Origin of the sequence: Streptomyces sp. NBC_00386, assembly GCF_036063235.1 — a bacterium.
Taxonomy (GTDB): Bacteria; Actinomycetota; Actinomycetes; order Streptomycetales; family Streptomycetaceae; genus Streptomyces.
Genome location: NZ_CP107950.1, coordinates 8,194,613 through 8,209,225 on the forward strand (window position 1 = coordinate 8,194,613; position 14,613 = coordinate 8,209,225).

Below are 14,613 nucleotides of genomic sequence, written 5' to 3' on the forward strand. Positions count from 1 at the left end.
CGCGGCTGCGATACGACATCCCCGGGCCGCCGGCGAACGTTGCCTGCCGGGGCACCAGCCGCCGCGGGAAGCAGCCCGGGGCGCCCGGTGTACTCCCGCGGAGGTACGCGTACGGCCGCTGGCCGTACGACGACTTGACCCCCCTGCCGGGGCGAGTCTCGAAGCATCACCAAGAGATCCCGCGCAGAGGCGTGGTTCCACCGAGGAGATGACTCGAGATGCAGACCCTGGCGAACTGGGACGGCGGCCCCGGCCCGTGGATCCTGTTCTTCCCGCTGATCTGGGCGGCCGTCGTGATCGGCGTCGTCACCGTGCTGCGGCGCACCGCCTGGCGCGGACGCCGTGGCCCCTGGCGGGCGACGGGCGGCTTCGGCCCCGGCGGGTCCCTGCCGGTGGGTGACTCGCCGATCGCCGTGCTCGGCCGCCGCTTCGCCTCCGGAGAGATCGACGAGGACGAGTACTGGCGCCGGCTGTCCGTCCTGGACGAGCAGTTCGGACGTACGGGCAAGGGCGGTGCGGCATGACCACCGCGACCGCCCGCCCGGACGCGGCACGTGTCGTCGACGCCGTGAAGATCTACGGCAGCGGCGACACCGCCGTCCGGGCCCTCGACGGGGTGAGCGTGGGCTTTCCGGCCGGCCGCTTCACCGCGATCATGGGCCCCTCGGGCTCGGGCAAGTCCACCCTCATGCACTGCGCGGCCGGTCTCGACACCCTCACCTCGGGAGCCGCGTACATCGGCGAAACCGAGCTCGGCACCCTCGACGACCGCCGTCTGACCCTGCTGCGCCGGGACCGCATCGGCTTCGTCTTCCAGGCGTTCAACCTGATTCCGACGCTCACGGTCGCCGAGAACATCGCCCTGCCCATGGACCTCGCCGGGACCAAGGGCTCCCGCGCCTGGACAGACGCCCTCGTCGACGTCGTCGGTCTGCGCGACCGGCTCCACCACCGGCCGAGCGAACTGTCCGGCGGACAGCAGCAACGCGTCGCCGTGGCACGGGCGTTCGCCGGAGAACCCGACGTCGTCTTCGCCGACGAACCCACCGGCAACCTCGACTCCCGCTCCGGCCAGGAGGTCCTCGGCCTCCTCGGCCGGGCGGTGCGCCGGATGGACCGTACGGTCGTCATGGTCACCCACGACCCGGTCGCCGCCGCGCACGCCGACGAGGTGGTCTTCCTCGCCGACGGACGCCTCGTGGACCGGATGGAGAACCCGACGGCCGACAAGGTCCTCGACCGCATGAAGGCCTTCGACAGCAAGGGGGCACCGGTATGAACGCCGCACTGCGCCTCAGCCTCTCGTCGCTGCGCGGCCACGGACGCCGCTTCGCCGGGACGTTCTTCGCCGTGTTCCTCGGCGTCGCCTTCCTGGCCGGCACCCTCGTCATGGGTGACACCCTGCGCGCCGGGTTCGACACGATGTTCGGCAACGCGACCAAGGGCACCGACGCCGTCGTCCGCAGCGCCGGCGTCATCACCACCCCGGGGGAGAGCCAGGGCGTCCGCGCGCCCGTCGGCACCGATCTGGTCAGGACGATCGAGCACGTCCCAGGAGTCGCGGCCGCGGCGCCCGACATCCAGGGCGCGGGCCAGCTCGTCGGCTCCGACCGGAAACCCGTCGGCGGACAGGGCCCGCCCACCCTCGCGGGCAACTGGATCGACGACCCGAAGCTCAACGCGTACCGGCTCGCCGAAGGCCGCGCCCCCGCCGAGTCCGGCGAGGTCGTCGTCAACCGGGGGGCCGCCGAGAAGGGTCACCTGAAGATCGGCGACACGACGGTCCTGCGCACGCCCGACCCCGTCCGGGTGACGATCGTGGGCCTCGCGACCTTCGGCGGCGAGGACGGCATGGCCCAGGTGACCTTCACCGGGATGACCCAGGCCGACGCGGAGAAGTACCTGACCGCGAGGCCCGGCGAGGCCGCCGGTATCCGGGTGCGGGCCGGCCCCGGGGTCGGCCAGGACGAGCTCGTCTCCGCTCTGACTCCCGTACTCCCGAAGGGGGTCGAGGCCATCACGGGACAGGATTCCGCGCGGGAGAACACCGACATGATCTCCAGCCAGTTCCTCACGCTCTTCACCACGCTCCTGCTCGTCTTCTCCGGCATCGCGCTCCTGGTGGCGACCTTCTCCATCCACAACACCTTCGCGATCGTCGTCGCCCAGCGCACCCGTGAGAACGCGCTGCTGCGCGCCCTCGGCGCCTCGCGCAGGCAGGTCACCGCGTCGACCCTGGCCGAGGCGAGCGTCGTCGCCGTGGCCGCCTCGGCGGTGGGGATCGCCGGTGGCATCGGGATCGCGGCCGGACTCCAGGCCCTCTTCCCGGCCATCGGATTCCCCTTCCCCGAAGGGGGCCTGGTGATCAGCGGCCTGTCCATGCTGCTGCCCTTGGGTGTCGGCGTCGTCGTCTGTCTCGGCTCCGCCCTGCTGCCGGCCGCCCGTGCGGGACGCACCGCTCCGCTCGCCGCCCTGCGGGAGACCGCGGTCGACGAGTCCGGTGCCTCGCGGGTACGGGCGACGGCGGGCGGGGGACTGGCCGCCCTGGCGGTGGGCGTCACCCTGACCGGTGTCCTGCTGACCCCGTCGCTGTGGCTCGCCGGACTCGGCGCCGTACTGGCCCTCGCCGCCTTCGTCGTCCTCGGTCCGGTCGCGTCCTCGGCCGCCGTACGGGTCCTCGGCGCGCCCCTGGACAGACTGCGCGGCGTCACCGGCGGACTCGCCCGGCGCAACGCGCTGCGCAGTCCCAGGCGGACCGCCGCCACCGCGGGCGCCCTGATGATCGGCGTCGCGGTCGTCTCGCTGTTCACGGTCTTCGGCGCCTCGCTCAAGGCCACCATGGACCAGACGGTCTCGCGTTCCTTCGCGGGTGACGTCGCCGTCAGCACGCCGTCGTTCGGAGCGGGCGGCAGCGGTCTCAGCCCGAAACTGGCCCCGGCCCTCGCGCGTCAGCCCTCGGTCGAGTACGCCGTGGGACTGGGCAAGGGGGTCGCCGAGGTCAACGGCCAGGGCCGTGCGCTGACGGTCACCGACCCGGTCGCGCTCGGCAAGGTCTTCGACCTCGGCCAGGTACAGGGCTCCCTGAACGGCCTCGGCACCGACGGCATCGCCATCACCCGTACGGAGGCCGACAAGCAGCACCTGGCGACCGGCGACACGGCCCGCCTGGCCTTCACCGACGGGCAGAAGGCCGACTTCACCGTCCGTGCCGTCTACGGCCGGTCGGAACTCGCGGGCGACTACGTCATCACCCGCGCCGCCTGGGCCCCGCACCGCACCCAGGACGCCGACACGCTCGTCGCCGTCTCGTTCAAGGACGGCGTGAGCCCGGCAAAGGGCAAGGCCGCGGTGGAGACGGTCGCCGAGCGGTACGGCAACCCCGAGGTGCAGACCCGGGACGAGTACGCGCAGTCCTCGGCGGCCGGCATCGACATGATGCTGACCCTGGTCTACGCGCTGCTGGCCCTCGCGGTGCTCATCGCCCTGCTCGGCATCGCCAACACCCTCACGCTCGCGGTCCACGAGCGCACCCGGGAACTCGGTCTGCTGCGGGCCGTCGGACAGACCCGGGCGCAGCTGCGCGCCATGGTCCGCTGGGAGTCGGTCCTCGTCGCCGCGTTCGGCACGGCGGGCGGACTCGCCCTCGGCGCCTTCCTCGGCTGGGTGCTGGTCGAGGCCTCCGACGGAGCGTCGGACAGCGCCTTCGCCTTCGCGGTCCCGCCGCTGCGTCTCGTGGTGGTGGCGCTGGTGGGTCTCGCGGCCGGGGCCCTCGCGGGACTGCGTCCGGCACGGCGGGCGGCCCGTCTCGACGTGCTGCGGGCCATCGCCACGGAGTGAGCCACCCGATGCCGTACGGCGCCCGTGAGCGAGCGGCGTACGAGAGGGGGGTCACCGCCCGGTCAGCCGGCAACGGCCGACCGGGCGGGAGCGTGTTCCGGCCTGAGTACGTCGACGGTGTGCCGGAGCGTGACCTCGCTCGCGGTCTCGTACGGCGGACGCAGCGAAGCCGCCACCACGGGGGTGGACGCCGGAAGCGTGAACCATACGACCTTGCCCGACTCGCCGTCGGGGCGCACACCCCAGCTCTCGCTGACCGCCGCGACCATGGCGAGGCCGCGTCCGCAGGTGGAGCCGGGGTCGGCTTCGCGTATCACGGGAAGCCGGGGGTCGTGGTCGTGCACCGAGACAGTGAGCCGGTCGAGCAGCAGCTCGATCTCCACGGTGCAGAGTTTGTCCGGCTGGGCGTGCCGGTGGACATTCGACAACAGCTCGGTCACCCCGAGCGCGGCCCGGTCTATCAAGGGGTCCAGATGCCAGTAGCGCAATTGCGCAGAGACGATTCTGCGGACCTGGCCGATCCGCGACGGCAGGGCTTGGAGCTCCACCGTGCAATGCCTGCTTGGCTGGCTGATCACGGCTGCGACTCCCCGAATTGAGGTCCGGAAGAAGGCGGAGATCGGATCCAGCAGAGTGGCTGAGTTGAACGGCCGCCTGCTGTGACGACCGGCGGGCTGGTTCGCAGCGTTATCGCCGGTGAACCCAGAGTGATGTGACATCAGAGTGACTCAGGGGCCACGGTCCCGCAACTCGCGATGCCTCAGGACGTGGGGCCGGCGCGGTCGGCGCACCTCAGCGGCCGCGTCCCGCCGCCTTGCGGACCGCCTCGATGAAGCGGCGCGCCGACGGGGGCCCCGGCCGGCCGGGTGCCGGATCGTGCTCGCCGAGCGTGAGCGAGTACCGCGTGCCGTTGACATCCGCCAACGCCCGGTCCTCGTGAGCGAACCAGGGTTTCGAGGCGCGCACCGCCTGCACCGGCGCGCTGTCGATCTCGCTGCCGTAGCTGGTGAGCAGTTCCAGCCTGCCGTCGCTGATCCGGACCTGTCCGGCCCGGGTGAGCGAACGCAGCCTCTTCCCGATCCGCACGCCCGTGGCCGTGAACTCCGGCTCCGCCATGATGCTCCGCCCCCTTGTGCGCTCCGGCTGTGCCCTGTCGTGACCCAGTGTGCATCCACGTCGGGGGCGACCGCCCCGCGCGGTGCAGTCTGCCCGCAGGTCGCGCCGAGCACCAGTGCGTATGGCGAGGTGGTGGGGGTGACGGGAGCAAAGGCCGGGATGCGCCCCCCTGGAGCCGGGTTCCCTGATCCCCGGATTCGGATTCCCGGCGTCCCCCAGGGACGGCTTTGGGTCGCTCAAAGGTGTGTTTATGCAGGTGAGGAGCGTGCGGAAGGTGCTTATGATCGAGGCGTCCGACCAGCCGAAGCGGTGTCGGCGCCACGCGTTAGGAGCCTTCCCGTGAGCACTCCCCAGCCGATCCGGACCGGTGAGACCCTCGATGTCGACCGCAGCGACCCGGAGTACCGGAGCTGGCTCAAAGAAGCCGTCCGGAAGGTCCAAGCGGATGCGAATCGCTCGGCGGACACCCATCTGCTGCGCTTCCCGCTCCCCGAGGAGTGGGGCGTCGACCTGTATCTGAAGGACGAGTCGACCCATCCCACGGGCAGCCTCAAGCACCGGCTGGCCCGCTCGCTGTTCCTGTACGGCCTGTGCAACGGATGGATCCGGCCCGGCCGCCCGGTGATCGAGGCGTCCAGCGGTTCGACGGCCGTGTCCGAGGCCTATTTCGCGGGCCTCGTCGGTGTGCCCTTCATCGCGGTCATGCCGCGCACGACGAGTGCCGAGAAGTGCCGGCTGATCGAATTCCACGGCGGGCAGTGCCACTTCGTGGACGACTCGCGCAAGATCTACGCGGAGTCCGTCGCCCTCGCGGCCGAGACCGGCGGTCATTACATGGATCAGTTCACCTACGCGGAAAGGGCCACGGACTGGCGCGGGAACAACAACATCGCCGAATCCATTTTCCGCCAACTGGCCCTCGAGCGGTTCCCGGAACCCACGTGGATCGTCGCCACGGCCGGCACCGGCGGCACCTCGGCGACCCTCGCCCGCTACGTCCACTACATGCAGGCGGACACCCGCATCTGTGTCGCCGACCCGGACAACTCCTGTTTCTTCGAGGGCTGGACCACCGGCGATCCGGACGTCACCTGCGACCGCGGCTCGCGCATCGAGGGCATCGGCAGACCGCGCGTCGAGCCGAGCTTCGTGCCCGGGGCGATCGACCGCATGATGAAGGTGCCGGACGCGGCGAGCGTCGCAGCCGTCCGCGCGCTGGAGCAGGTCATCGGCCGCAAGGCGGGCGGCTCGACCGGCACCGGCCTGTGGAGCGCCCTGAAGATCGTCGCCGAGATGGTGGCCGAGGGGCGCAGGGGAAGCGTGGTCACGCTGCTGTGCGACCCCGGCGACCGCTATCTCGACAAGTACTACTCGGACGCGTGGCTGGCCGAACAGGGCCTGGACATCGCACCGTACATGACGGCGATCAACTCCCTGCTGGAGACGGGCGTCTGGCCGGCCTGACCCCGGACGGCCCCCTCATGCGCCCTCGTCGCGCTCCGGAGCGAGGAGCCCCGTCCCGCTACCGGGCCTTCCAGTTCGCATTGTCGGGGATCGTCTTCTCAGGCACGCGGACCTGGACGATGGACGGACCGGTCGAGTTCCCCAGCGCATCCGTCACGGCATCCTCCAGCTCGCCGTACGTGCCGACTTCCCAGCCCCGGCAACCGAAGACCTCCGCCAGCATGCTGTAGTTCCACCGGTGCAGCTCGCAGGGCTTGTAGAACGGTTCGTCGGAGTGGAACACCGCCGCGTCGGCGAGCCACTGCTCCACGGCGTAGACGCCGTTGTCGATGACGAAGATGATCGGATCCAGCCCCAACCGGGTCTGGGTCGAGAGACATTGGGCCGTCATCTGGAAGCCGCCGTCACCCGAGAAGACCATGACCCTTTGGTCGGGACCCTTCGCCAGGCAGATACCCGTCGCGGCCGGCGCGCTGTAGCCGATCGAGGAGTAGGACGACTGGACGATGAACCCTCCCGGGCTGGGCACGTCGAGCAGCAGGCTCCCGAAGTAGTTCATGCTCGCGTCGGCACCGACGATGGTGTTCCTGTCGACGTACCGCTGGATGTAGTCGTAGAACCCCTGGTACGTGATGACCTCGGCCTTTTCCATGGTCGGCGCGCTGCGAGCCGGGATTTCCGGCAGTTTCCGTTCTTTGGGCGCGATCTCTTCCGCCAGGATGCCGTCGATCAGGTGCTCCAGCGCGACCTGCCCGCCGAAATAGGTCCCGAACTTGACCGCGTCGAACGACGCGAACGCGGTCTTGTCGTAGTCCGGGTCCCAGCCGAGCGAGTTGATGTCCGTCAGCCACACCCCGAGCGCCAGGACGAAGTCGGACGTGTCGGCCAGATCCGTCACGACCTTCGATGACGCCTGGCCGTCGAGCACGCCGACGAACAGCGCGTCGTCTTCGGAGAGGACGGCCTTGCTGAGAAGTTCCGTGACGAACGGGACGTTCAGCTGCTGGATCAGACGCATGGCCTTGTCCTGAAGGCCGAGACGGTCGATCTCCACGCCGAGCCAGACGAGAGGATTCTCGGCGCTTTCGAGCTGCGCGCGGATCCGAGCGACCGACTGTTCCAGGCTGGTCTCGTCCGACAGAGCCCTGACCGGCTTCAGAACGCCTTCCGGCGGCTCGCACTCCAAGTCGACCATGTCCTGGAGCAGTTCGATGTAGATCGGGCGCCGTTCGCTGATGCACCGGGTCAGTGCGTAGTCGATCAGCGTCGGCGCGAGGTCCGGATTGTCGATCCGTACGGCCGCCACCGTCAGGTGCTCGAACGACTGGAGATCCGTTTCCCGTCCGCTGATGAAGTGATGCGCGCTGAAGCCGGTCTGTTCGAAGGTGATGGTCTTCTTGACGCTCGGTGTGCCGTTGATCAGTACGAGTGGCACCCTCTCGACGTAGGCGCCGGCGACGGCGTTCACGGCGCACAGCGCGCCCGCTGAGTAGGTGACACAGAGTGCGCCGATTCCCCTCAGTCTCGCGTATCCGTCCGCCGCGTAACCGGCGTTCACCTCGTTGACTTCCTCGATGATTTTCGTGCCGCTCGGCGCGACGTACCGGTTCAGCCATTCGATCGAGTAGTCTCCCGCGATGGCGAACAGGTGCTCCAGCCCCAGTTGGCGGAGCCGGTCCACCAAGTACTGTCCTACAGTGCAACTCTCGGTCATGGTCGAGGCACCTCCGTGGTCAGTAGTCGCTCGCGCCGCCGAACAGTCGGGGCATGTAGATGTCGAAGATCCCGGGGCACTTGCGCTCCGGATACCGCTGCAGCATGAAGCTCTTGAAGGCGTCGCCTGTCAGCCCGTCACCGATTGCCTGCCGAGCGGCGGAAAGGTACTCGATGTTGCGGGCGACTTCGTTCTTGTCGGCCGGGAGACCGTGGCCCGGCATGAACAACTCGTAGTCCGACAGCAGCATGTCGCGCAGCACCCGGATCCAGTGGTCCATGTGTTTCGTCAGGTACAGATGGGTGCCGCTGTAGACCAGATCCTGAGTGAAATACACGCCCAGATCAGGAAGCCTGATGGTGAGGTGGTAGTCGATCTCGGTGTCCGTCACCCGGTCGAAGACGTACCTGACCCCGTCGATCTTGTCTTCGCCGGCACTGGCCACTTGTTCCGGAACCACGATGCGCTCCGGGGCGAGGTCGCCGAGTTTCCAGTGGTCGCTTCGCGAGTCCTCACCATGATCGCGGATGAACGTCATGGTCTCGGACAGCGCGTGGACCGTGACGTCGGTGAACGCGGTCCCGAGGCCGAACCAGTGGTCGGGGTGCCTGTGGGAGATGTACAGCCTTTCGACCGGCTTGCCCAGACTGTCCGCGTACTCCCTGAAGGCTCTCGCGTAGGGGGAGAGGAACTGCGAGTCGACGAGAACGAGCTGGTTCTTGGTTTCGATGACATGCGTGGCGTTCGCGATGTTGCTGCCCGTGAAGGACGCGACGAAGGTGTGAATACGGACGTCGCCCGTCTGCTTCACGACCATGGTGATGGGATCCGACACCTGAGCCGGCACGGGAGTCCCCTTTCCTTGAATTAGGCGGTCTTCTCTCGCAGCTCCTCCAACGCGGCCCGCGCGACGTCGTAGGCGCTGTCCCCGCCGGGCACCGGGTCGTCCTCGCCGGGCCGCCAGAAACGCCGGCGTGCCATGCGCATGGAGCTGTCGAAGGGCGGAATCGCGTTGAACACCTCGATCAGGTACGGCCCGCGGTACACCGGCTCGATCTCGCGCGAGAGGACGTCCCACGGGACCCAGCTGTCCTTCACCGCTCCCCGGTCGGGTGCGGAGATGTGGACGTAGTAGAGCCGGTCCTGCCGTGTCGCTCTCGCGACGTTCTCCTTGAGGACCGACGGACCCTGGCTCTCCATCACGACCTGCGCCGTGTCGATCGTCACGCCACCCTGCGGGTGGTCGAGGCCCTCGAGGAAGTCCAGTACCTCCGAGACCATGTTGGGCGGCGGTGTCTCCCAGCTCTTGACGGGCTCGACGGCGAGTCTCACCTCGCGCGCCGCGGCGTACTCCAGCAGCTCTTCGAAGACGGAACGCGCCGCGTCATAACGCGGCTTCATCCAGTCCTGCAGGGCGTCGCTCCAGATCGGCTCATCGGTGTCCGTGACCGGAAAGACCCCGTAGGGGTAGATGAACGGCCCGGACATGATCGAGTCGCCGCCCAGGACGCGTGTGATGTCGACGCGTGACTTGAGGTAGGACAGGGCCTGCCCGCGCTGCTCCTCGTAGGGAGAGGTCGGGTCGAAGGTGCGCGTGGTCCCGACGTTGGTGGTGAACTTCACCTCCCCGAGCCCTGCCCGCTCGAACGCCTTCTTGAGGCCCGCGTAACGGTCGACCTCGAGCTTGTGATCGACACTCGGGGGCTGAGCGGCGATATGCACGTCGAAGCCGTCGTAGCCCATGTCGGTCAGGACCTTCAGGTGATCGATCAGTATCCGGCTGTACCCCGTGTCCTGTGGCCGCAGATCAGCCGTGAACATGAAGAAGCTGAAGAAGACGTCTCGTCCGAGTTGCGCGTTCATGGTCACCAGCCCAGGATGTCGGCGAGGTAGGCACGGGCCTTCTTGGCGTACTCGAGCGGCACGGCCTTGTTCGGATCCTGCTCCGCCTCCACGACCAGCCACCCCTGGTAGTGGGCGGCGGCCAGCACTTCGAGGATGGGCCGGAAGTCGATCCCGCCGTCTCCGGGCACGGTGAAGACGCCGCGCTGGATGGCCTCCTGGAACGACAGGCCTTCCTCCCGCACCAGGCTCACGATCTCGGGCCGGACGCTCTTCAGGTGGACGTGGCCGATGCGGTCGGCGTAGGCCCGGGCCAGGTCCAGCGGATCGTCGCCGGCGAAGGCCATGTGGCCGGTGTCGAGCAGCAGATGGACCAGCTCCGGATCGGTCGAGGCCATCAGCCGGTCGACGTCGGCCCGGGTCATGACGCCGGTGCCCATGTGATGGTGATAGCTGAGCTTCAGCCCGGCCGAGGCGGCGATCCTGCCGAGCTCGTCCAGGCCCGAAGTCAAGGAGTCCCACTGGGAGTCGGTGAAGACGGGGCGGTTGGCGAACACGTCCACGGGAAGCAGGTGCGACGAGGCGCCGAACTCGGCCACGACCAGCTCGGTCCCGTCCAGGGCCTTGATATGGGCCAGTGTCTCCTCGAAGGCGGCGACCGTCTTCTCCCGCATCCTGCCGATCGTGAAGTACGTGCTCGTCCAGGGCTCGGACACACTCAGACCGCGGAGATCGAGGGCGGCCTTGAGCTCGTCGGCGTCCGAGGGGTACTTGTGCCCGATGCTGCAGCCCTGGAAGCCGGCGAGCGCCATGTCGCTCACGGCCTGGCCGAAGGAGATGCCGGCGTCGATGGCGGGGAAGTCGTCGTTCCACCACAGGGTGCAGCAGACGCCGAGCTTCACCTTGTCCGGACTGAGACGGTGAAGTGTGTCCGTCATCTCGTCGCCCCTTTCAGGTAGCGCTCCGCGATGCGGGGTGGCTGAGCCCAGGAGCCGTATCCGGGTGCCTTGGCACCCGGGGGATTGGCCCCGATGGCCCGCCACAGCAGCCCCTCCTGGTACGCCGCGGCGGTGACCGTGGAGGTTTCCGCCGCCGGCTGGGCCCCGTAGCGGTCGGTCCACTCGGCCGGCAGCGCGTACCACGTCCCGGCGTACCAGAGCTTGATCACGTTGCGGGCCACCGGGCCGAGCCGTTCGTCGCCGAAGATCCGGTGGCGCAGGGCCCGGTCGAACAGATCCCGGTCGAGCGGGCTCCGGGCACGGCTTCCGGCGTCGCCGGCCGCGTCGTCCCGGGCCGCCCTGTGGGCTTCCAGGAGGGCGGTGACGACCTCGTCGCCGCAAGCGGCCCGCACTTTCGCCAGGTACTTGTGGGCCATGCCGGTGCCGAGCAGATCGGTCTCCTCGAAGGCGGTGAGGTCGACCGACAGGAAGAGGAACTTCTCGAACGACGGGGCAGTCATCGCGTCACCGTCCGGGTTGTCCCGCCGGCACCGGGCAGGGCCTGCGGGTCGGGTCCGACCGCGGCCGGAATCTCGAAGGTGGGACCGGCGTGCAGGCCGCCACTGCCCGGCAGGGGGTTGCACACCAGCCGGTTGAACCCGTCGCGCAGGCGGAACATCTCGCAGACGCCCTCCTGCAAGAGGCCCGGCCGTCCGTTGAACGCCTCCGTGAGCAGGGCGAGAAAGGCCCCGTAGTCGGCGTTGAAGTCCCGGGCGACACGGGCGAGTTCCGATCCCGGCGGGTAGTCGGCCAGCCGGACGCTCACCTTCACCTTGTACACGTCGTCCCAGGAGATGCTCAGCGACGGCCCCGTAGGCGCGTCGGGGCGGTCGCCCACCTGGTAGTAGTGCCCGAGCTGCAGTTGCCGGAACCGGTAGTAGTGGGCCAGCTCGCCTTCCGCGTCGTAGATGCCGGAGTCGAGGCCCTCGCCCTGGCCGGCGATGAGGCGGAGCGCCTGCTGCGCCGATTTCAGGTCGGAGACGACGGTCACCTCCCCGCCGCCGGAGTAGAAGTACTCGGGCCCCACCTGACGGGCCGGATCCCCGCGGAAGAGCGCGGGGTCGTTGGCCGCCACCTTTTCGAGCCCTTCGATGATCTCCTCGTAGAACTCACCGATGCTGTAGAAGCGCACCTCCTCGGCCGTGGGGCTGGAGACCAGGAACCGAGCCCTGCTGTCCGATGTCCTCACCAGCCGCGAGTCGGCGCTGGGGGCCTTGCCCGGCCGCTCGATCATGCAGAAGGTCTCCACCGCCTCGGGGGAGAAGGGCCGCAGGTCGACGGTGAAGTCGTCCTCCCCGTCCGGCAGATGGGCCGGATAGGACGGCACGAAGCCGGGGCGGGTCAGGTCGGGCTCCCCGCCGACGGCGTTCAGGACGTTGGCGACGAGGGTCAGGTGCAGCATCTCCTCCACCGCGGTCACCCGGATGATGTGGGCGGCGTCGGAGTTGGTGCTGGAGTGTATGGAGTAGTACGCGGTCAGGTACGGCGGGATGGTCGCGTGCTCGAGCGACATCGCCGCGTTCAGATAGCTGACCAGGTCGTCACGGTTCTCGATGGTGGGCGCGATCATGAGGCCGCCTCCCCTGAGGTCGGCGCCGCCTGGCGCCGGTCGAAGGCCACGTCGATCGGTGCGGTCTCGGAGTCGAGCTGGGCCAGCATGGCCCGGACGCTGCGCAGGCACAGGGCGGCGAGCGTGAGCGTCACGTTCGAGGTGCCCACGGTGGGCATGCTTCCCCCGCCGACCATGTAGAGGTTCTCGTGATCCCAGCACCGCTGATCCGTGTCGACCACCGAGGTCGACGGCTCGCGGCCCATTACGTGGGTGCCGGCGAGGTGGTTGCCCCCGCGGATCTCGTACCCCTCGCCGTCGTGGACGGCGTAGCCCCAGAAGTTCGGGTCGTACGCGGTATGGTCCTCGGCCCCCAGACGGGCGAAGATCCGCCTGGAGAGCTGCCGGGCGTACGCCACGCCCCGCATCGTGTACTCGGGGATGTTGTAGGTGAGAACGGGCCGCATGTTGCCCAGCTTGTCGGTGTGGTCCGGGCTCACGGTGATCCGGTTGCTCGGGTCGGCGGGGACTTCGACCATGAACGCGAGCTGCAGCTGACGGGACACGCGGTCCACCAGGCCCTGGCGGAGGGATTCGCCGTAGCGGCCACCGGAGTCCACCAGGCCGATCAGGTCCGTCATCGGCGCACCCCGGGCCCAGCCCCAGCCGTCGTTGTGGATGTCGACGGTGAACGCCGCCTGGCGGCTGCGGAAGCCGCCCCCGCGCAGGTCGGCGATGCCGCCCGTGCAGATCGTGCCGCGGAAGGTGCCCGCCACCTCCGGCAGCAGGCTCCACGCGAGCAGGTAGGCGTGGTCCATGAAATTCCGCCCCATCAGGCCGCTCGAACCACGCAGGCCGGAGGCCAGCATCAGCCGGGGGTTCTCCACCGCGTTGGCGGCCAGGACGAACAGCCTGCCCCGGGCTCTCATCGTCGTGAAGCCGGGACTGTCGGGCCGGTCGTAGCGGCGGTACTCGATCTCGGTCACCCGGTGCGTGTGCTCGTCGACGTGCACCTTGTGGGCCACCGCCTGGGCCACCAGGTCGACCCGCCCGCTCTGGAGGGCCAGAGCCAGGGTCTTGCCGGCGTTGTACTTGGCCTGCACCGGGCAGATGGGCACGCAGTTGTTGTTGCCCTGGCACCGCTCGCCGACCTCGACCTGGTACGCGCTGACCGCCCCTCGCGGCACATAGCCCTGCCCGCCGTCGTAGGCCGGGTTCGGTATCCCGTTCCGGCCCTGGGGGAACGGCCGGACCCGCAGCTCTCTCCGCTCCCCGTCGAGTTCGACCGGCATCCCGTCCAGGTCCCTGGCGACCGTCCGGTCCAGGTAGGACAGGGGCAGCCCTTTCATGGGGAAGACGTAGTCCTCGTCGAAGGTGATCCCGAGGTAGGCCTGGTCCTCCACGTCGGCGGAGACGCCGATCTCGCGTTCGGCCTCGTTGTAGAACGGGGCGAGGTCCTCGTAGGTGAGCGGCCAGTCCGCCCCCTCGCCGTAGAGCGTCCGCATCCGGAAGTCCTCGGGCAGCATCCGCAGCGCCTTGCCCTCCCAGTGCATGGTGGTGCCGCCGAGGACCCGCGTATAGGTGGTGTCGGTGGCGAAGGGCCCGCTCTGGACCAGGTAGGCCGAGGCGTCGGGCGCGCCCGGGGTGATGCGCCGTACGTCGGTGCCGCGTGGCATCGGGGCATTGGCGACGGCCGGATAGGGGGCCTGGTTGTCCTTGCCGACCGCTGAGTAGAACCGGTCGAGGTAGCGCTCGTAGCCCCTCAGGGTGAGGTCTTCGGCCGGGCCCGCTTCGAGCAGCAGCACTCTCCTGCCGGCCTCGCTCAGCCGCAGCGCGACAAGAGCGCCGGAGATCCCGCCGCCGACGACGACGGCGTCGTAGAGAACCTCGGCCGCCGCCTCGGGGTCGGTGCGGTTCGCCGCCCCCTTGGGAAACTTCGCGTACATGGGACAGTCACTCCTCCACTGCCAGGCGCAGCCGGGACCGGCGTGGCCGCCGGGGTTCGAGTCGGTCGGCCGCGGTCACACGGCCTCGGCCCAAACGTGCGTGGCGGGGCACCTGGGAAACGTCGCCGGCGGCCGAGGATCGCTGTG

General features: G+C 69.2%; 13 protein-coding genes. 4 read left to right on the forward strand and 9 right to left on the reverse strand.

Translation table 11 applies throughout. The features are described 5' to 3' along the window. Positions 1 to 218: 218 nt before the first annotated feature. The 3 genes from OG780_RS36125 to OG780_RS36135 are packed head-to-tail and all read left to right on the forward strand — an operon-like array spanning position 219 to position 3,837. The gene (locus OG780_RS36125; protein WP_326789344.1) at positions 219 to 524 is read left to right on the forward strand and encodes an SHOCT domain-containing protein; all 306 of its coding nucleotides are present in this window, start codon (positions 219 to 221) and stop codon (positions 522 to 524) included. Then, entirely contained in the window at positions 521 to 1,279 is a 759-nt protein-coding gene (locus tag OG780_RS36130) for an ABC transporter ATP-binding protein (protein ID WP_326789345.1), read from the forward strand. The genes OG780_RS36125 and OG780_RS36130 overlap by 4 nt, the downstream gene beginning before the upstream one ends. Then, the gene (locus tag OG780_RS36135; RefSeq protein ID WP_328455321.1) at positions 1,276 to 3,837 is read left to right on the forward strand and encodes an ABC transporter permease; all 2,562 of its coding nucleotides are present in this window, start codon (positions 1,276 to 1,278) and stop codon (positions 3,835 to 3,837) included. The genes OG780_RS36130 and OG780_RS36135 overlap by 4 nt, the downstream gene beginning before the upstream one ends. A gap of 62 nt (positions 3,838 to 3,899) precedes the next feature. Here the strand turns inward: OG780_RS36135 and OG780_RS36140 are convergent, their stop codons facing one another. Both OG780_RS36140 and OG780_RS36145 read right to left on the reverse strand, forming a co-directional pair. Beyond that, positions 3,900 to 4,415 carry an ATP-binding protein gene (locus tag OG780_RS36140; RefSeq protein WP_328455322.1) on the reverse strand — a complete coding sequence of 172 codons (516 nt, stop codon included), beginning with the start codon at positions 4,413 to 4,415 and terminating at the stop codon, positions 3,900 to 3,902. Positions 4,416 to 4,629: 214 nt separating this feature from the next. Next, entirely contained in the window at positions 4,630 to 4,953 is a 324-nt protein-coding gene (locus tag OG780_RS36145) for a hypothetical protein (RefSeq protein ID WP_328455323.1), read from the reverse strand. A gap of 339 nt (positions 4,954 to 5,292) precedes the next feature. Here OG780_RS36145 and OG780_RS36150 point away from each other — a divergent pair, with 339 nt between their 5' ends. Continuing rightward, positions 5,293 to 6,417 (forward strand): PLP-dependent cysteine synthase family protein, encoded by a 1,125-nt coding sequence (locus OG780_RS36150; RefSeq protein WP_326789349.1) that lies wholly within the window; start codon positions 5,293 to 5,295, stop codon positions 6,415 to 6,417. Between the two features lie 58 nt (positions 6,418 to 6,475). Here OG780_RS36150 and OG780_RS36155 read toward each other — a convergent pair whose 3' ends face one another. Genes OG780_RS36155 through OG780_RS36185 form a run of 7 tightly spaced genes read right to left on the reverse strand, consistent with a single transcriptional unit; the run spans position 6,476 to position 14,466 of the window. After that, a complete protein-coding gene (locus tag OG780_RS36155; RefSeq protein WP_328455324.1) occupies positions 6,476 to 8,131 on the reverse strand; it encodes an alpha-keto acid decarboxylase family protein in 1,656 nt (551 codons plus the stop codon). A gap of 19 nt (positions 8,132 to 8,150) precedes the next feature. Beyond that, a complete protein-coding gene (locus OG780_RS36160; protein ID WP_328455325.1) occupies positions 8,151 to 8,978 on the reverse strand; it encodes an MBL fold metallo-hydrolase in 828 nt (275 codons plus the stop codon). A 20-nt stretch (positions 8,979 to 8,998) separates the two neighbouring features. After that, positions 8,999 to 9,994 (reverse strand): sugar phosphate isomerase/epimerase family protein, encoded by a 996-nt coding sequence (locus OG780_RS36165; protein ID WP_328458626.1) that lies wholly within the window; start codon positions 9,992 to 9,994, stop codon positions 8,999 to 9,001. 2 nt (positions 9,995 to 9,996) lie between these two features. Next, positions 9,997 to 10,911: a myo-inosose-2 dehydratase gene (gene iolE / locus OG780_RS36170; RefSeq protein ID WP_328455326.1), complete on the reverse strand. Its 915-nt coding sequence runs from the start codon at positions 10,909 to 10,911 to the stop codon at positions 9,997 to 9,999. After that, positions 10,908 to 11,432, reverse strand: a complete 525-nt coding sequence (locus OG780_RS36175; RefSeq protein WP_328455327.1) for a hypothetical protein — start codon at positions 11,430 to 11,432, stop codon at positions 10,908 to 10,910. Before OG780_RS36175 ends, iolE begins: the two co-directional genes overlap by 4 nt. After that, positions 11,429 to 12,541 carry a ferritin-like domain-containing protein gene (locus tag OG780_RS36180; protein ID WP_328455329.1) on the reverse strand — a complete coding sequence of 371 codons (1,113 nt, stop codon included), beginning with the start codon at positions 12,539 to 12,541 and terminating at the stop codon, positions 11,429 to 11,431. Before OG780_RS36180 ends, OG780_RS36175 begins: the two co-directional genes overlap by 4 nt. After that, a complete protein-coding gene (locus OG780_RS36185) occupies positions 12,538 to 14,466 on the reverse strand; it encodes a GMC family oxidoreductase (protein ID WP_328455331.1) in 1,929 nt (642 codons plus the stop codon). Before OG780_RS36185 ends, OG780_RS36180 begins: the two co-directional genes overlap by 4 nt. Positions 14,467 to 14,613: the final 147 nt, after the last annotated feature.